The 17,287-nt window shown below is 39.1% G+C and carries 16 protein-coding genes and 1 pseudogene; 7 read left to right on the top strand and 10 right to left on the bottom strand.

The window, feature by feature from the left end:
• The first annotated feature begins 158 nt into the window (after nucleotides 1-158).
• Nucleotides 159-1,266, top strand: a pseudogene (locus L0659_RS21460) (IS3 family transposase).
• Nucleotides 1,215-1,361 carry a hypothetical protein gene (locus tag L0659_RS21455; protein WP_235128927.1) on the top strand — a complete coding sequence of 49 codons (147 nt, stop codon included), beginning with the start codon at nucleotides 1,215-1,217 and terminating at the stop codon, nucleotides 1,359-1,361. The pseudogene L0659_RS21460 and the gene L0659_RS21455 overlap by 52 nt, the downstream one beginning before the upstream one ends.
• 517 nt (nucleotides 1,362-1,878) lie before the next feature.
• Here the strand turns inward: L0659_RS21455 and L0659_RS21450 are convergent.
• Both L0659_RS21450 and L0659_RS21445 read right to left on the bottom strand, forming a co-directional pair.
• Nucleotides 1,879-2,673, bottom strand: coding sequence for an SMODS domain-containing nucleotidyltransferase (locus L0659_RS21450; protein ID WP_235128631.1), 795 nt, complete (start codon nucleotides 2,671-2,673; stop codon nucleotides 1,879-1,881).
• Nucleotides 2,657-3,451 (bottom strand): hypothetical protein, encoded by a 795-nt coding sequence (locus L0659_RS21445; RefSeq protein WP_235128630.1) that lies wholly within the window; start codon nucleotides 3,449-3,451, stop codon nucleotides 2,657-2,659. The genes L0659_RS21450 and L0659_RS21445 overlap by 17 nt, the downstream gene beginning before the upstream one ends.
• Before the next feature lie 278 nt (nucleotides 3,452-3,729).
• Between L0659_RS21445 and L0659_RS21440 the strand changes: the two genes are divergently transcribed.
• Nucleotides 3,730-3,918 (top strand): hypothetical protein, encoded by a 189-nt coding sequence (locus L0659_RS21440; RefSeq protein WP_235128629.1) that lies wholly within the window; start codon nucleotides 3,730-3,732, stop codon nucleotides 3,916-3,918.
• Here L0659_RS21440 and L0659_RS21435 read toward each other — a convergent pair.
• The 4 genes from L0659_RS21435 to L0659_RS21420 form a co-directional block, all read right to left on the bottom strand.
• Entirely contained in the window at nucleotides 3,887-5,551 is a 1,665-nt protein-coding gene (locus L0659_RS21435) for an ATP-binding protein (protein ID WP_235128628.1), read from the bottom strand. The genes L0659_RS21440 and L0659_RS21435 overlap by 32 nt on opposite strands.
• Nucleotide 5,552: 1 nt before the next feature.
• Nucleotides 5,553-6,764: a DUF4297 family anti-phage-associated protein gene (locus L0659_RS21430; RefSeq protein ID WP_235128627.1), complete on the bottom strand. Its 1,212-nt coding sequence runs from the start codon at nucleotides 6,762-6,764 to the stop codon at nucleotides 5,553-5,555.
• A gap of 1,244 nt (nucleotides 6,765-8,008) precedes the next feature.
• A complete protein-coding gene (locus tag L0659_RS21425) occupies nucleotides 8,009-9,043 on the bottom strand; it encodes a HEPN domain-containing protein (RefSeq protein ID WP_235128626.1) in 1,035 nt (344 codons plus the stop codon).
• Between the two features lie 515 nt (nucleotides 9,044-9,558).
• Nucleotides 9,559-10,341 (bottom strand): hypothetical protein, encoded by a 783-nt coding sequence (locus L0659_RS21420; protein WP_235128625.1) that lies wholly within the window; start codon nucleotides 10,339-10,341, stop codon nucleotides 9,559-9,561.
• 214 nt (nucleotides 10,342-10,555) lie between these two features.
• Between L0659_RS21420 and L0659_RS21415 the strand changes: the two genes are divergently transcribed.
• The 4 genes from L0659_RS21415 to L0659_RS21400 all read left to right on the top strand — a co-directional run bounded on the left by L0659_RS21415 (nucleotide 10,556) and on the right by L0659_RS21400 (nucleotide 13,492).
• Nucleotides 10,556-10,855 (top strand): hypothetical protein, encoded by a 300-nt coding sequence (locus L0659_RS21415; protein ID WP_235128624.1) that lies wholly within the window; start codon nucleotides 10,556-10,558, stop codon nucleotides 10,853-10,855.
• 369 nt (nucleotides 10,856-11,224) lie between these two features.
• Nucleotides 11,225-11,713 carry a hypothetical protein gene (locus L0659_RS21410; protein WP_235128623.1) on the top strand — a complete coding sequence of 163 codons (489 nt, stop codon included), beginning with the start codon at nucleotides 11,225-11,227 and terminating at the stop codon, nucleotides 11,711-11,713.
• A gap of 67 nt (nucleotides 11,714-11,780) precedes the next feature.
• The gene (locus L0659_RS21405) at nucleotides 11,781-12,938 is read left to right on the top strand and encodes a DUF3800 domain-containing protein (RefSeq protein ID WP_235128622.1); all 1,158 of its coding nucleotides are present in this window, start codon (nucleotides 11,781-11,783) and stop codon (nucleotides 12,936-12,938) included.
• 302 nt (nucleotides 12,939-13,240) lie between these two features.
• The gene (locus L0659_RS21400; RefSeq protein WP_235128621.1) at nucleotides 13,241-13,492 is read left to right on the top strand and encodes a hypothetical protein; all 252 of its coding nucleotides are present in this window, start codon (nucleotides 13,241-13,243) and stop codon (nucleotides 13,490-13,492) included.
• A gap of 728 nt (nucleotides 13,493-14,220) precedes the next feature.
• On the opposite strand, the gene L0659_RS21395 is transcribed toward L0659_RS21400, so the two are convergent.
• The 4 genes from L0659_RS21395 to L0659_RS21380 all read right to left on the bottom strand — a co-directional run bounded on the left by L0659_RS21395 (nucleotide 14,221) and on the right by L0659_RS21380 (nucleotide 17,170).
• The gene (locus L0659_RS21395) at nucleotides 14,221-14,805 is read right to left on the bottom strand and encodes a hypothetical protein (protein WP_235128620.1); all 585 of its coding nucleotides are present in this window, start codon (nucleotides 14,803-14,805) and stop codon (nucleotides 14,221-14,223) included.
• Nucleotides 14,802-15,737 carry a relaxase/mobilization nuclease domain-containing protein gene (locus L0659_RS21390; protein ID WP_235128619.1) on the bottom strand — a complete coding sequence of 312 codons (936 nt, stop codon included), beginning with the start codon at nucleotides 15,735-15,737 and terminating at the stop codon, nucleotides 14,802-14,804. The genes L0659_RS21395 and L0659_RS21390 overlap by 4 nt, the downstream gene beginning before the upstream one ends.
• Entirely contained in the window at nucleotides 15,727-16,104 is a 378-nt protein-coding gene (locus L0659_RS21385; protein ID WP_235128618.1) for a MobC family plasmid mobilization relaxosome protein, read from the bottom strand. Before L0659_RS21385 ends, L0659_RS21390 begins: the two co-directional genes overlap by 11 nt.
• 124 nt (nucleotides 16,105-16,228) lie before the next feature.
• A complete protein-coding gene (locus L0659_RS21380) occupies nucleotides 16,229-17,170 on the bottom strand; it encodes a toprim domain-containing protein (protein WP_235128617.1) in 942 nt (313 codons plus the stop codon).
• Between the last annotated feature and the right edge of the window lie 117 nt (nucleotides 17,171-17,287).

Here is a 17,287-nt window from a genome sequence, read left to right as displayed (position 1 = left end):
TGCCTAGTCTTCGATTTCCTTTCCCTTCAACTGCCAGTGTTAAAGCCTATATCATGGCGATTTAATTCTAAAATTTTCGAGCAAGGAGGCCTGAACTTGTAAGTATCCCTAAAAATCAGACAGTTTAAAATTAGAGAATATCACTTAATTTTAAACTGATGAAAAAGACGCGATTCACAGAGACGCAAATCGTCTCGATTCTCAAACAACAGGAAGCTGGCATCCCGACAAAGGAGATCTGCCGGCAACACAGCATTTCAGAGGCTACGTTTTATAATTGGAAAAGCCGGTATGGTGGTATGGAAACTTCTGATGTCAAACGGCTTAAAGATTTAGAGGAAGAAAATGTCAGGCTGAAAAAGATGTATGCCGATTTGAGCCTTGATAATCATATCCTTAAAGAACTTTTCACAAAAAGAGGCTGGGCTCTGCCGCAAAAAGGCAATTGACGGACGAGATTGTTCAGGAGCATAATATCGCTGTGAACAGAGCCTGTAAAATCGTTGACCTTGTCCGCTCCCAATACTATTATAGCAGCTGCAAAGATGATTCTGAGGTAATCGAATCTTTACAGGAACTGGCTTTTAAGCATCCCTCATACGGATTTAGAAAGCTCTTTGCTTACCTACGGAGATCAGGAAAGCCTTGGAACCATAAGCGGGTGCACCGTCTTTATCAGGCTTTAAAGCTCAATAAGAGGCGAAAAGGTAAGCGTAGATTGCCAGATCGAGTTAAACAACCACTGGTTCAGCCTTCCGAAGTGAATGATACCTGGAGCGTTGATTTTATGAGTGATAGCATGGTAGGCAATCGTAAGTTCAGAACCTTCAACGTAATTGACGACTGTTCTAGAGAAGCTTTGGCAATAGAAGTAGACACATCACTGTCATCGAAGAGAATTATCAGGACTTTGGGCGGATTGTAGAAAGTAGAGGATTACCCAAAACCATTAGATCGGACAACGGGCCGGAATTTACGTCCAAGGATTTTGCAATTTGGTGCGCGGACAATAACATCGAAAAACGGTTTATCCAGCCGGGAAAGCCTACACAAAATGGCTTCATTGAACGATTCAATCGGCTTTATAGAGAAGCCATTTTGGACGCCTATTTATTTTTTGATCTTGATCAGGTTAGACAATTAACAGCCGAATGGATCGAAGAGTATAACGAGCGAAGACCTCATGAAGGACTTAGCAACATGACATCCTTCGAATGGAAAGACTTGCTGTTGAAAAAAGAAATACAACAACAAATGGCTGTCTGAAAAACGGGGTACATACACTACCGGAAGATTTAAGGAGTAATTCTCCGACGGTTGAGGAAATTGAAAATGAGCTCAAAAATATTGATTGCGATTAACTTTTGTCATAGGACATATTGTTATTCCGCTCCGCATTTACCGTTTTCAACTCACCAGATGAAAGATATTTTAGAAAGTATATCATACATAGTAGTAATAATAGGGGGAGCAGCTGGCGCTATTCTATATTTTATGAAGCTTTATACGTCAAGATATAAAGACCTTGATGCTCAATTTACCGGACACCTAGGTAATGAAGGAAATATTGTCGAGGACCAAACCCCATCACACTATGTGGACCTTAAACTGACTACGAACGACAGTCATTTATAAGGTCTCAATTTGTATTGAAAAGGCTGGCGACAGCAGCGACGATAAATCGCTAAATCTAATGCCTGATGAACTTTCATATAATTTCACAGAGCAGCTTAAAGTCAAGTAGATAGATCTTAAAAATTTAATTTAGTCCTCAAAGCGAGCTGAGTACTCTCTACCAAGGTAAAAGTTTCTTCTTTAAATTATCACTACCTGTTACTGGAAGTTATCCGTTTGTTTAAAGCTTTCAGCAGCAGGATATTACGGCTTTATTCCGAGGATTCTACAAGTTACTTCTATTGCTTTTTCTTGATTATCTCTATTTAGATATTCAATTACCCAATTACCGTTTGCTTTCAAGGTTTCAACTTTTTGTCCACCGGCAATACTTAGGCCATAAGATGAAAGTTGGGATATGACATACAAAAAACCTGTTTGATAATTATCACCATGGAAATTCATTGCAGCAATGTCCTTTTCTAAATCATAAGTTGTAAACGGATAGTCATTATTTGCATTCCATCGTTTAAATAATCTAATAATTGGCTTTACAATGGAAAGATATCTCGTATTTGCTTCTGTAACGGAAGCATTAAAACCAATAGGATCGGTACTCATCCAATAACCACTTTTGTCAGGTATTTCATAGGTAGTTGAATAATAACCAGACTTCCTACTAGGGACAAGGTCGAACTTTATTTTATTCATTTCTAACACAATTGACGGATGATCTTTTAAAACTTTTGAAGTAGGATATTTTCCTTCTGCAAACTTTTTAAGTCTTGTCCTATAAGTTTCTGGTGTTCTTTCCTGTTCAGCACCAGAAAATACAACTAAAATATCGACATCAGAATGCTCGTCAAATTTTCTTGGTAAAATTGTATCTCGCTTGTAAGATCCAAAGACAAGAATTTCACTTATAGAACTTCCAAACCAATCTTTAAGATTTGCTTTAAGATTACTGATTTTATCCTCTATGTAATCACGTTCGTCAGAGTTATATTTTATAAACAAATCTGATGCAATTATTTGTAACCTACTATTGATTTGTGCCATCAGCAATGTTGTATTTAATTTTTAAATCGCTCCAATCTTTTGTTAGTTTTGCGTTATTTTTCTTGAATAAACCGGGTGATATGTCAGCATTGATTTTACTGTGTAATGTTTCATATTGAAGCCAGTACCTTAAAATATGTGGTTGATAGGTTGAAACTTCTTCATTAAGATTCACATTTTGAAATAGTTGTAGCCATGAATCCTGAATAGACGAAAGACGATTCATTAAAATTAGGTGTTTAACTAAATTTCCAATAATATTTGCTGAAAAAAAAGATTGCAAAATAGTAAGAGCAAAGGGAACTTGCGAAAAACCGTAATATGCTAAAATGGACATCAATACTAGCATTAAAGTTGGAATTATAATTTTCCAAATAAAGGCAATTTTAACTAGGGAGTATGTAAAAAAACAGTTTTCAAATTGATTTACTGCTGCTTTATAAATTCCTTTTGCAACTTCCTGATTATCATAGTAGTCAATTGAGTTTTTAATTGAAAATTTCGAGCCGAAAGAATTGTCAATAAAGTCGTCGCGTCGCTTATCGTCAGCAAGTGGAAGTAGAATATACTCGTTTACAATTTCAATTACAAAAAACAAAATAATACCTATTATATTGAAAATATTGATCAAATCAGTAGATCCGCATAATTGGTAGCTATTCTGAAAAGCAAGGGGTAGAATTGACAGAAGTAGAGTTAACCAAAAGACAACTTTGTTTATGTTGTCTAATATGATTTTTATTTTGTAAATATCTGTATGTGGAGAAAATACTGCCATATTAGATCATTTATTTTTCTTGCGGGTAACTCTTTAAATATACGCAAATTACCTATTCCTTAAATCGTACCTGAGAATTTAGTTTTCTTAATTAGATTGTAGCCGAACAAAAGAGGTTAGTCTTTTTGCGGCAATATCTACTCAATTGGGTCCTGAGCAGGTGCCATAGAGATAATAACTACTTCCTTAGCTGGCCGAGATCTCCGTTCACCTGGAAGCCTATGATAATAGTTTAGCATGGTTTTTGTAAATCTGCTATCGACAGTAAACACCAAACCATGAACAGCCCAGATGCATATCCAGATCATCAACGTTGGCAAGATGGAAGCAGACAAGAGTTGATTCCTGAAATTAGAGTGACTTTTTGGGATGCAATCAAGTTTATGCGCAGCAGTTTCAAGCAGTATGGCCATGCAGGTGTACCAGGTATTTTTGCTATTTATGCCATTCGCTTTTTAATTCAATAAAACTTAAAGCTTTCCATTCATCCCGCCATAACTTCCAATACGGAATATCATTTGACGAAGGTTCTGGTAAACAACAATCTATTTGAACTATTGATGGTAAAATAATAGACTCTCCTACAAGTAAAGCCTCTCCCTGCTTAAATGAAGTCATTTTGTCTATGAGAGAACCGAGGGTATCGGGAAGCAACTTTTTTACATAACCTTGATCAACAGGATTAGTAAGTCTCATTGCGATAAAATTGTTACACTGGGAGAATATGGTTTCAGATATTTCCGAAGGGCGCTGACTTGCCAAGAGCAGCGTTACACCATATTTGCGTCCTTCTTTCGCGATTCGCTCAATAGATTTCTTTGATGACCGGAACTTCATCAAATCACTATTGGGTACGTACTTGTGCGCTTCTTCGTAAACCAAGAGGATTGGGATATCATTATTGACTTTCTCAGACGGGTTATTATTAAACCTTAATCTCTTATAATAATATCCATATTCAAATATTAACCTCGATATTAAAGAAACAGTGATGCTTAAAACCTCAAATGGAACACCGCTGAGGTCAATTATGGTAACATTGGAATTCTTATCGGAATATCCCAAAAGATTTCCCAGTGTTTGCTCAAAAGTAATCTTTTTTGCTCGATCACTGAGCAGAAAGTCAAGTCTAGTATCGTTAATTTTATTTTCTAATCTATTAACATAATTTGTTAATTTTCCAAACAAACTTCCCTGAGTCGTTTTAGGTTGGCCTTTCTTCGCACCACTTTGATATTCTTCACCAGAATCAATCTGTTCTGTGTTTTTAAGGATTGCATAGTCAAGCACTTTTTGAATATCGAAATACAATGGAGAGTCATAATGAATTTTCCTTCTCGCATCAGCGCCTCCGGAAAAACTTTCTATTCTATTAGCAACAACAGCTTCCTTAAATATATATCGCTGATTATGATCATTAGCTTCTGTATCTAAAAAGAATTCTTCAAGTTCTTCACTGTTTAACAACCAGTATGGCAAAATTAAATTAGATGTGTCTATATAATTTGCATCTGGGAATGCTGATCTATATTCCGAATGAATATCAAATATGATTATATGAGAATTATTTAACGCGAAATTACCACTCTTACCAGAAACCGCTTTTTGGATTAAGGTAGAGAGCGTATGGGATTTTCCAGAGCCAGTTGAACCGACCACTGCTATGTGTTTATTGAAAAATTTATTGCCGTTGACCGGAACTCGAACAGAGCGGTTTGATGAGAGTTCAGCAAATGTAAATCTCTCAGTTTCTTCTATCGAATCCTCATATATTTTCTTAATTTCATCAATACCCGCTGGTCGAACTTCCTTAGGCGGGATTGCTAGGGAATCTCCCCCTCTTTCGAATTTGTTACCACGAAGTATCCCAAGTGGAAATGCTTCTATTATATGATCTCTGGATCCAATACTATTAACGGTGATTTGAAAGTTTTCAATTACCGCAATTAAAATTGCATTTTCGTTATCCTCAATCTTCAAATAGGATCCGACCTTTAAAGACTCTTCGGCGACTTTAAAGTCCTCTAAATCATCCACAACAATTCTAACCTTGTTAGGAAATACTGCTATTACTTGCGCATTAATTTTCTCATTTGACATATCAAATTATTTGTTTAATGTCGTTATGATTATTTACTTGGATTTGTATATGTTTAATTGCAGGATTTAAAACACTTATAAAATTATTTGATATAAAAAACTGGTAAATCTCTTTGGTTTTGGATATTGTTGATAACGTTGGTTCAACAAACTCTAATGAATTTATTATTTTTAGTTTTATTTGATTGTTATAATCAGGTTTTTTTATAATTGATTGAACATTAAAATCGGCTCCACTGAAGTCGTAGCCGTCGTTTATATGAAACCCTTCTGAGATAAGCTCTTTCTTTAATTCTATTAGTTCCTTCGGATCTATTTTATGAATGTATATGTATGGGCAAAAGGGGCTTGGTTCTCTTCGGGAAAGTTTTGACCATTTTTTTGAGATGGCAAACAATATACTTTTTATTTCACTTCGAACATATGTATTTGGATCAATCTCAATGGCGAATAATCTCTCGAAAGGTGAAACATTTAGCGTTGTAAAATATTCTTTCCTTAAAAATAAATAATGCTGTTTTTCTCCTTTTGTCTTTAAAAACCATTCGTTGAATAATATTTCAGATGTGTCTATTTGTCGTAAAAAATCTCTTTTTGATATGGTTCTTTCTGATAACTGCTGTTTTGTTGCTAGATCCTTTATTACTCGCAAAGCGTTGTTATAAAAAAAGAATTCAGATGAGAAATCACTGCAGTTGAAAATGCCTTTTAACTTAGTTCTTACATTACTAAATTGGACATCAAAGTCTTCTGCGTTGATATCAATTTCAAGTCTATCTATAAATTCTTGCAAATCCCTGTCAGAAAGTGATAGATCCTTATGGTGTTCATATTTTAGGTCTGCTCGTTTGTATATAAGGAAGTTAGATTTTAGTGATTCCACCGTTAATGGTAATACTAACTTGCTTTGCCCCGATTTATAATGCCCGCGAAGCTTATAATTAATTTTTTTGCCTTTACCTTTTAATGTTTCATGAAAATGATTCAATATTAGTCGTATCGGTTCTGAAATTGCTGAATGATTGTACTCTGTTTTTGAATAGTATTTACATTGTATCGCTGTTTCGTCAGTGGCCGTACTAATATCTACATCTTCAATTCCTTCTATTGTAATTTTATCAGTTTCTGCATTTAGATTTAGAACTTGAACAATGGAGTAGTCGAATTGGTAAAAATAGCCTCTTATTGTGTCTATTGCTGCTCTTTCACTCATTGTTTGTATATTGTAGGCATACGTTTTGGTACGGTTTTGTAAAATTTTATTTACATTTTGATTTTTCTATTTCGACTTTGTCAAATTCCAGAGATTCGAATAAATCTTTTAAGCCAGTTACGTAATCTCATATTCTTAATAGTCTAAAGTGACTAGGACAAATAGGTTTCGGTTTGATATGCAAAGTTTTGGATCGAGAACATCACGATATAGACATGGTTGTAATTCAATTGATTCATTTATAGTAACTTCTGTAATTATATTAAGTTATTTACTCATTGTAATAATCGTATGTTTCAGAGAGTATCTCACTCAGGGACTCGCTGTACTGACTTACCTGCATTGCCATGGAGTCTAGAACTTTGCAGCATCGAAGGTAGACTTGCCTTAGGTTGTCTAGATCAATATACTCTGGTCGAGAGTAATTTTTCCCTTTCTGATCAACTGGGTATCGAAAAGTCATAGAATCAGGATCTAGTCCTGAGATCTCATCAATGAGGTCTGTTAATGATAAAATCACCGGGTCAGCTGGATCCAATTTTTCGACTACGTCCGAGTAGCGCTTCTGAAAAGTAGCCCATAGTCCTTGCAGTTGGTGTCCAGTAGGGAATTCATCTGTTTGTTTCTCGAGGTAATTTATTCCCTGAATTAGCTCTTTTAGTCTTAGTTCAAAATAGTGTCGTATTAGAAATACAATAGGGTATATCTTATAATCTCTCTGAGCAGTGTTTTGCAAAGCATCGTCTATGAGAGTAATTGCACAATTTTGATAGCAGTCTGCGTAATTTCCGAACTGCTGAAAAGCGTGATTCAACCAAGCTAGGTTTTCTCCTTTTTCGATAAATAGCTGATCTCCTGGAGTTGGATTACGATCAATTTCTAAGGGTTGTATCATCAAGAAATTTGTAAGTAACCATGTTTTTTTTAGAAATATACAAATTTCTTTCGCGAGCTTCAAATTCGAGTATTGCATGGTTGAAAAAAATGCAACTGGAGCGCATTTCCCATAAATCATCTATGCGTCTAATGGAACATTAAATCTGAGTAGGCCTCTATTGTAGGCACAAGGCATGTGGTTTCTATTTAACATAAGATAACCTATACTCCATAAGGATTTACTGAGAGTCAATACACTGAAATAACCAAATAATATTTTGTTATATAACAGGCGTTATGTCAAGTGCAATGCACAAATATGAGACAGCCATACGAACTGGCCAGGCAATGTGCGGATGCCAGTCTTTTCAGGTAGTCACTCGACTTGACTGATTACTCCCATAGATGAGTTCTTCTTCTAGCCACTTCTTAAATGCGTTATTGGATAGCATAAACTGCTCACCATACTCACTAATTACTTTTAGAAATGTTTTTCTAAGTAGATCGTCTATCTCAACAGAAATGGATATTAGTTTATCATGATTTTTTAGTTGCCCTGATAATTCTGATCCGTGGATGTAAGATGATCGTACCTTGTAACCTTCTTTAACAGAATTTCGAATATTAAGTCTTTCTTGTTTGTCGGTTGCGAGCAAAAATGCTACTCTTTGTCCTAATTTATAGGTTATAGCCTCTGTATCGCCGTCCGAAAATAGACATTCAAAGGCGCTCATGTAAAATGTTATTTTTACAACTGGCGCAGGCGTTCTTCTTGCTTGATCCAACATAAACAAAGCTCTTGTAAGCCTAGGGAAATTATACGGTAACAAGTGATTCGAATCTAGCCCCCTCTGTAAAAATTCATCTCTAGTCCCCATTTTATCATGAAGGTTTTCAGCCGCGTTTGGCGGAGGGCAAACCTGCTTGAATTTTTCCATAATCACCGCTGATTCACTAAACTCCTCGATTGTAAACTTAGTTGGCTTTCTAAAACCTTCTGCATTCGTCAATCCCTGATAATATGCGACCCCAGTCTGTTCAATGTCTTCGGGCATAAAGAAGCTTTGCCGTACGCAGACACCATTATCTTTAATAAACCAAAGTGCCGTTGTCAAATCGTGTGTAAAATCCTTCAAAAATGCCATAGACTTGTACGCTTCTGACGGATTAAAATTCGGCACTAGATTTCCAAGTTCGCTAGAAATGACCAAAAGGGGCTGTTTAGGGATCATACTGACGGCAATTTCCCCAAAAAATTTTAGATGAAAATCATTTATAAGTGTCACTGCTACTTCAGGAGCAAAGACATTGGTTTGATTATCAATTGTAAGTGTCTCGCTTGTTTCTAGCAACAGAGAGTCAACGACTCCCCAAAATTCAAAATTCATAACGATGTCGCTCATTAGAGGTGCTACGTTACACCCAAGTTATGTGAGTAATCTAACTAAATTATATAGTATGTACATGAAAAAAACACAAATCAAACAAGAATTAATGGTTTATTTAAGGACATTAGATGCTTCTCGTGGAGAAGTATCTAATTCTAAGTATGTTTTGACATTTGATATTTGTAAGAACGATCGACTGGATGAAACAAGTTTTAAGTTCGTCCAGAAATGAGCCCCTTGTCCATTCTCGTTTCATCTTGTTGTTTGTGAAATCAATTTCATCTTTTGTCAACTCAACGGCTTTGGTGAAACAAACAGCTATATTTTAAGAGACAAGCACCGTTGACGGAAGATGTTTGTTGGTATTGTAACCTTACCGCTGTTTTGTGTTGTCCGGAATACTACATCTTAGAAGGTTGCCTTATTTTGTTGACTAGCTGATGTCATTGTCAAATTATGGTAAGTATACCCGGTTAATGTTGTTTCAGCTTAATTTGACTACCAACTGTAAATTGGCTCTATTCCGATAGTTATTGATTGTTAGTGTTTACATTATTGTTCAGAATTTTTGTTTCCTTCTTGTCGAGTTCGTAGTTCACTTTCGGCCGGTCTTTCTTTTCCAAGTCATACGCTGTTCGCAAATCCGAGGACGCCGCTAGTCCGCGCAAGATCATTAGGTCATCAATAACTTCAATCATTGCAGTAACTGCAGCCCATAGACTATCAAAATTGACGTAAGCAGGCTTTGTGTTGTTTATCTCGTAGATGTATCGCCATCGTGAAAATCCTTCGTTGTGGTTTTTGAACATGTTAGAAAGGCTACCATCGTCTTTGTATTCATAAGAAATTAACACAGCTTCTTTGTCAGCAGTATGAATTGTGTAAGCGCGGAGACTACCTGCATTACCTGTGAATGAATGGAGTGCAGCTGAATGGAGTCTTTCTTTTATGTAATATGCATTGAGTGCATTTTTCACAGATACTGGTAGTCTTTTATATAGTCGCTGTACTTCATGACTTTCTACTTTTTCGTTACAGAGGCGGTGTATTGCCTTCAGATATAATTCTATGGAAAAAATAAAATTTGTAGCTGCAACGGACATTTCAGCAATATCGAAATCTGTCATATTTTCAGCTTTAACTCTATTCGCCAAGGAAGAAGAGACTTCAAGTCCGATCTTGAAGAAACAGAATGCAGAATTTGCTATTTTGGCGACGGTAGAATCGCCCCTACGTTTGTCTCGTTCGAACAATATTTTTTGGATTAGACTATTAGACTTCTTATCTGTTTCATCAGGAGACAAATTAGCCACATTTGTCTTCCTGTATATTCTCTTTAAAGACCGAGGCCTATCTGACAATACTCACACATAACATACAAAATCTCAAAATTATTTGAGAAAATGAGCTTAGCCTAACACCCACTTTTTAGATGCACTGGCCTGGAATTTTATAAATAGTAAGAACTGAAAGGGCGTACGTGCGTAGATTTAAGTAGCTTACGACTAATTGATAAAAAAGAATCCGATGATATTAGTTGGTTTGATAAAAATCCAGGATCCGGCCACGCTGATTGACACCATAACCTTGGAGTCAGTAGAAGGGCTATATGAATACCTAAGGATGGTTTTCAAGAAACAAAACTTTGCCCTTTCAACGCCGGTTACCATTGAAATGCTCACCGAGGGGTTAAAACTGGAAAAGCCTTTGCTTATTAATTTTGGCGAGCGTAGTGTGTCTTTGATGATTGGAGATGAAGATGTAATTATGTCTAACACCTCCCGATTTATACACGTGGGCTTATTGCAGGAGCTTGCAGATCTGTAAGGTTAACTGTTAAGGATATCTTGACGATTGAAATCCTCAGGAAGTATTATTACCTACCCTTTTAGACTTAAAGTGGGGAAAGATTCAGTGTCCTATTTAATTTCTGTTTTCCCATTTAGTTTGGTTGAAGGCTTCAACGACAATTAATCAGTTATTAAAAAGCCGCATTTGACTGTCCTATCCGTGACTTAGCGCTGGTTTGCGAGACCAGCCTGCCAAAATCAAAAATGCTGCCTGAAACCAACTAGTAATTGCTAAACAAACGCCTGGTCATATTACTTATGCTGGCACCACTTCGACGAAATTTATTTTGTTTGGCATCTGCTTTATATATTGCACATTCCGTTACTTACCAATCCAAACCCATTAGTGAAAGCTAAAAATATCCGCTTCTTTTCCGTGCAGGAAAATGAGCAAAAAGCAGACAAGAAAGCAGCGGCAAAATCACTTCCCAAAGGCTATATTTCCGCTGCCGGCAAAATCGTGTTCCCGTCACTGGCCATTGAAGAGCTGGGTATCGAACCTGATACAACCAGGTTCCTGGTGGGAACTGATGATGGTAAACGCAAGATCAAAAACCTTTACCTGGTCCCCACAGAGCAGGAGAACGCTTTTTCAATTAAACGCTCCGGCCGTGGCTACTCCTTGCCATTGGAATTGATCCTAAGCAAAGGGGGTATCGATTACGGCAATCAGAAATATGTCTTCACCGCTTCAATCTTTCAGCATGAGGGGTCAGTTGGTTACGCGTTGGAAATCTCACCGGAGCAGGCATCTGAAAAAGTACCTTATACCGGCAAACCACGGGGACGCAGGCCAAAGGATATTCAGCAAACAGCTGAACAGCCCGCAGAATAATCAAAAGTATCCGTGCCGGTAAGCACTAAACGTTAACCACTTTTGCCGGTCTCCGGTCTAAGCCATTATGCATCATCAAACAGCCTTTTTAAGTGAGTGGGGCAACAATGCACTTGACTTTCCTAAAAAGGGGCCGTCCGGGATCCTGCCAACAACCCATTTTATTGTGACTTCCCTTATCGTCGGCAAGGCAGACGTTGAAAAGGTTGTGGCAGTGCTCGGGGCAATTAGCAAGCGTCACTTTGATAGTGGACAAATTGACTCAGAAAAGACGGGCAATAACCATCTTAAAAGGAAAGAAGTGCTGGAAGACCTGGAAGAGTTGCCCTTCCAGGTGTTTTCAGTTATCGTCGATAAGCGCCAGTTGATAGGGGAGGGGCTCCGGTATAAAGGCTCCTTTTTCAAGTTCCTGCATGGACTGGCTGACCGGGAGTTATTCCGGATATTTCCGGACTTGGAAATGGTTGCTGGCCGCGCTGGGGATGAGACCTTTATGAAAGGCTTTATTACTTATGTGCAGCAGAACCATATTGCCAACCTTTTCAATGAATCCTCCTTTGGCTTTGTGGCCGCTGATAATAGCCTGATTGTCCAGCTCGCCCATTTTATTGCAGGCACACTCGCGCGCTGCTACGATGAAACGGTAATCACTGATCAAAGAGGGGAGTTTATAGAAATTCTTAAACGGAAGGTCTTAACTATCAGGTTCTGGCCAGATGCCTTTGCACATAATTTGATTAATCAGCCGCAGCCAGGACCCAGCTTCGATCCGCTTTTGTCCGAGCTTAGCGTCAACCTGGCCAATTATTTCCTGCATCGTAAATCCGGTGACAAGGCGCCCCAGTCCATTGACCAGGTGAGCAGCGTGAGCTACCTGCTTTTTCATTTCCGGCATATTAGCCCCACCCGTTACATTACCAGCTTTGAGCTCATGGAGCATATCAGGGCCAGACGGGGAAAGAATGTTTCGCTTCATTATTTTCAAACGAAAGTGATTGCCCCACTCCGGGACGCCGGTGTGCTGATTGCCAGCAGCTCGCGTGGTTATAAGCTGCCGGCAAACCAGCAAGACTTATATGATTTCGTAGGTCACAGTAACACGATCATTGAACCGATGCTTTCGCGGGTAAAACGGTTTCGTGACCAGATACATAAGGCTACTGATGGCAAGATCGATGTGCTGGCTGCCGATGAGTACAAAGTAATCCGTAAAGTGATCGATTAATAAAAGTCGTTGTTAGAGCATTATTGCAGGTGGGTCGCAGACAGTTTAATCGGCGCAATTGGCGCTTGATGACACATTTTTCCCAGCTAACAAAGCTTTGGCATACTCAAAACATGGAGAAACACTGGTGCTCACCTCAGTATAGCTTTGCTACCGCGAGTTAAACAATCATGAGATTATAATTAGACATGCAAATCCTGAGATTATTCAGGAGCTGCCGTTAGTTAAATCAATCCCACCGGCGGCTAACTGGATTCATGCATTGGCTTTGGTATACCCTAAATAGCCAGAAATTCACTGGCATGACCGATTATCATTTTATCCAGGAGATCCAAGCATTCAAGCTCGACCATTTTATGGCTTATATGGGATGGATTGGAAACAAGCCATATAAGATTTATACGTGCGAAGATCCGTTGCTATTCTTTGTATATGATGAATACACTGACAGACTTTTTGAATTCAAACTAAGGGATCCGGGAAGGTTAAATAAAGCGACCATTTACGACTGCCTCGTTAAAGCTTACCTGGCGTTGCCTGAGAGACAAATGTAATGTTCTTGGGAGCAACATATGCCGGACTTAATATTACGGTTAATTTGACCGGCAGAATTTACAGCTCTATAAAAGTCGTGCAGTATGAACTCTTCAAAGCAAACGTTCCCAGGAGCATGCAAAACAAACCATTGACGGAGCTCAGAAATGATGAACTACCTGACAAGAAGGCAACAATGAGCGAATGCCCTAAAAGTGAGCTTTACCATTAACAACAGACACAGAAAAGAGGCATTTAGCCTCTTTGAAAATATTCCCTTAAATACCTCTCAATTTACACATATGTAATGTGAAGGCGGATTACCTTTCCGATCCATCTTAAAATTCTGTCTATCATAGCTTCTATGATTTATTTATAAATAATCCTACGGCCGCTCGTTTTGCCAACTAACCAAAATGGAAGGAATATAATCCTTAGTGTCCAGCGAAGTAGCTTTTTCATAGTCAAGTGGTTTGTCGAAAGCAATATACTGAGAATCAAGCACTATTTCAATATTGTCCCAACTGCTATATAGTTGCCATTAAATGCGACATACTGTAAGACCGAAGAAGATTCGGTCGCTAGTCTCAGTTATCACTAGCAACGCTTATTAATTAGCAAAACAATTGTTCTTAAATCACTGATTTATAGTGGTTTAACTTGTTGTATAATTAACACTATGTAAAGGCAATTAGGAGTCTGGATAAATATGGACTGTTTTTACTACTCACCAACCCCCAACAGAAGCTCATTGTCTTTTAAGCTTTTTAAGTAACTCACCCGCTTCTCTCGTTTCATTGTGCTTGTTTTTTAAAAGCTCTTCTACCTCTTTTACAGACAGATCACGTGCCTCTCGCTTTTGCGTTTCAAGTTTTGCTCGTTCGGGGTCTTTATAGTAAATACTATCAACTCTGGCTGTAAGCGCCGGACTAAGCTGCCTGGCAATGCGGAATTTGAGATTGCTTTCATGCAGTCTGCTGCTTTCATTATAGTTGCTTATGGCCACGGCGACGCTTATAGCCGTTGAGAGCAATAGCGCTGCTGCCGAGATAATGAAGCCTTTCGATTGAAGGTCGAAGTGATGGTGATGCCTGACTTCTGACGTTTTTTGGACATTTACAATTGCTTGCTTTATCTGGGAAAAGTAAGTCTCCAACTGTTGAGCAGACGGCTCCTGTATTAAATCCGTTTTTAACTCAATCAAGGCATCGGCAAGCGTCTTGTTTTGAGTGTCAGTCGCAGTTTGGATCAGGTTCTCAATTGACGCGTTTTTCCTGATAAGAAGTGAAAGCACTTCTTCAATCGACTCGAGTTGTTCTTCTATCTTTTTCATAAGCTTTGTCCTAAGTGTTTTTTACGTTTTTTCTTTTTTGATGGATCCGTGACCTGCTGGTTGTATTGCTGGACAGGTAGGAGCAACTCATCAAGTATTTTGTCGTCCGTAATCTGCTGGGAGAAAGGAGTGGGGCGGAATCTTTCCTGTGGGTGGTCGGGTAGATATTCTGGCTGCATCCGAAACGGCTGCGTCATCGCCAGTTTCTGATTGTGCCGGATCAACGCATCCAGCCTGCCAAAGCTTAAACTACGATCGATTTTTGATCCTTTAAATTGCATATCGTCTTTGGCAAAGCTCACACCTTGGATCTCGCTCGCGCCAGATTTATACTTGAAAATGGTCTGGATACCTTGCCTTTCCAGCTTTGTGCTCAACTCTGTCCAGCTGCCAGCGTTAGCACTTGCCAATTTTATTGCATCATACAATTCATATCTGACTTTGTCTGCACCTTTAAGCTGCTGCCGGTTGACCTGCTGTTTGCCACTTCCTAAATAGTATCCGTATTCTAGTGTGATCTCTTTGCAGGCTTTGTAGTTCCGCTCTTTCTGAAACCGGTCTGAGATCGTCTTACCTTCGTTATCCACCCGGTTGTAGATGATATGCAGATGGGGATGGTTTTTGTCCCGGTGCTCGACCAGAATAAACTGTGTCTCGGTGATCTTCATCTTTTCCATATAGTCTAATGCACGTTGCTTCATAATCTCAGGCGAAAGCATAGCTTGGTCCTGTTTGCTCCAACTCAGCGAAATATGCCCGACAGCTTTCGTCAAGTCCGGATTTACTTTCCTTTGCATGTTGAAATCTTCTATCATGCAGCGGACTTCACCTGTTCTGACACCTTCAGCCATTAGCAGAGTAGCCTCCTGCTTTTCCATCACATACCGGACGACACCACCAAAACTGCATCCAATCGTAACCTTACCGATCATCGCTCCCGAGCTTTTTTAAGATCACATCAATTTGCAAAAGCAGCTCTTTGCAGGATTGCCGAACGAATGTCAAGCCTTCCTTGTGAGCAAGGTGCGTCAGCTGATTCAGGTTGTTGGCAATACCCGTCAGTGTCCTGAGATGTTTGAGGTCATCGGGTTTGAGCCTGGCTAAGACTTTCGCTTTCTTTGCAGCTTGCCGAAACCAGGCACTTGGTTTCATTCCGGCATCCCTGGCTTTTTCTTCGACCAGAAAACGCTCGTTTTCCGTCAGCCTGACCATTAGCTGAGTTTCCCTTTTTACTTTTTTGCGCGGCCTGCCGCCTTTCGGATTGTAGGGCTTTGGGTCTTTGATTTCTGACTTTTCCATCTCACATTCCATTATTTGTTTGAAACCTTTTGCGACCAACGGGAGTAAAAGGCAAGTTTCCAGTCACGCGGGAGCGGGACGGGTTTTTGCGAAGCGAAAACACAAACTTGCTCTATGATGACTTTTACAAATGCAGCCCGCCAGACTTTTTAATAGCCTGCTGCTTTTTCACCTTTCCTTGGCTTGATTTCTGACTGACTAAGTAGTCATTTACGTCCTTGTACTGCTTGTAAATGATCGAGGCATCAACTGTTTTAAGCCCTGCCGACTCGTATTTTTCCTGCGTCTTTCTTCCAGCATTGTCATGGTCCAGATATAGGAAAATACTACGATAACCTTCTAAAATATCCAGGCTCCTGTCTGCCATACCCACCGAGTTGAGTACCAGGAAATCACTGCGGATCGGATGGATGTTTTTTTGCAGGGTGAGTAGGGAAAGAAAATCCATAAACCCTTCAACCACGCAAATGGACTGTGCCCCGTTTTCAATGTGGGTAATATCCTTGGGAGAAGTTGATCCTTTGAAGTAAGCATTTCTAAGCTCATAACCGCCGGATCTGTTTTCAAATCCTGCCGCGAAGTACTGTTTGTCTTCCAGCTGATAATACACTTCCTTACAATACCGCTTTGCCACGTCGATCGCAATAGCCCGGCTTTCCAGATAGCTGGTTATCATTGGGTTGTTTCCTAGAGGCTTCACCTCGTTGATAGTGATAGCAGCAGCAGTAACTGGTTCGGTAACCCTCGGCAATATAGGTTTAGCCGACAATGCATGATTGGGCATTTGCTGTTCAAAGAGAAAAAGGCTGTTCAATTTTTCCACTAGACTACTTGCATCCTGGTTGGGATAAAGCCTTTCTGCCAGATCAAATAATTTGCCACCCTGCATGAGCGCGTAGTCATACCACCTGTTAATGGCCGTGTTCACCTTAAACGAAGGGGAATGCTCTGGCTCACGGATAGGCGATACGTACCATTGACTTTCTCCTCTTTTATAGCTAGGGTCGACACCGATTTTACTCAGAAAATCAGTGATTGGTAGCTGGTTTAATTGCTTGATATTCATGATTTTATTCTTTGATAAGCAAACACCTGTTTTAAGCAGGCTGGTAGAAGCCGTTTTTATGATGAGACGATGAGAAATGGATGTAAATAATTGATAATGATATAAGTTACGGGCTCA

Origin of the sequence: Dyadobacter sp. CY347, assembly GCF_021502655.1 — a bacterium.
Taxonomy (GTDB): domain Bacteria; phylum Bacteroidota; class Bacteroidia; order Cytophagales; family Spirosomataceae; genus Dyadobacter.
This window is presented reverse-complemented; position numbering and strand designations above follow the sequence as displayed.

Bases quoted from the DNA above. Each gene is read 5' to 3' on its own strand.
- L0659_RS21415 (WP_235128624.1), top strand. From the start codon at position 10,556: ATGATATTAGTTGGTTTGATAAAAATCCAGGATCCGGCCACGCTGATT.
- L0659_RS21390 (WP_235128619.1), bottom strand. From the start codon at position 15,737: ATGATCGGTAAGGTTACGATTGGATGCAGTTTTGGTGGTGTCGTCCGG.
- L0659_RS21425 (WP_235128626.1), bottom strand. From the start codon at position 9,043: ATGAGCGACATCGTTATGAATTTTGAATTTTGGGGAGTCGTTGACTCT.
- L0659_RS21455 (WP_235128927.1), top strand. From the start codon at position 1,215: ATGGAAAGACTTGCTGTTGAAAAAAGAAATACAACAACAAATGGCTGT.
- L0659_RS21395 (WP_235128620.1), bottom strand. From the start codon at position 14,805: ATGAAAAAGATAGAAGAACAACTCGAGTCGATTGAAGAAGTGCTTTCA.
- L0659_RS21400 (WP_235128621.1), top strand. From the start codon at position 13,241: ATGACCGATTATCATTTTATCCAGGAGATCCAAGCATTCAAGCTCGAC.
- L0659_RS21380 (WP_235128617.1), bottom strand. From the start codon at position 17,170: ATGAATATCAAGCAATTAAACCAGCTACCAATCACTGATTTTCTGAGT.
- L0659_RS21430 (WP_235128627.1), bottom strand. From the start codon at position 6,764: ATGAGTGAAAGAGCAGCAATAGACACAATAAGAGGCTATTTTTACCAA.
- L0659_RS21385 (WP_235128618.1), bottom strand. From the start codon at position 16,104: ATGGAAAAGTCAGAAATCAAAGACCCAAAGCCCTACAATCCGAAAGGC.
- L0659_RS21450 (WP_235128631.1), bottom strand. From the start codon at position 2,673: ATGGCACAAATCAATAGTAGGTTACAAATAATTGCATCAGATTTGTTT.
- L0659_RS21435 (WP_235128628.1), bottom strand. From the start codon at position 5,551: ATGTCAAATGAGAAAATTAATGCGCAAGTAATAGCAGTATTTCCTAAC.
- L0659_RS21440 (WP_235128629.1), top strand. From the start codon at position 3,730: ATGAACAGCCCAGATGCATATCCAGATCATCAACGTTGGCAAGATGGA.
- L0659_RS21405 (WP_235128622.1), top strand. From the start codon at position 11,781: ATGCATCATCAAACAGCCTTTTTAAGTGAGTGGGGCAACAATGCACTT.
- L0659_RS21445 (WP_235128630.1), bottom strand. From the start codon at position 3,451: ATGGCAGTATTTTCTCCACATACAGATATTTACAAAATAAAAATCATA.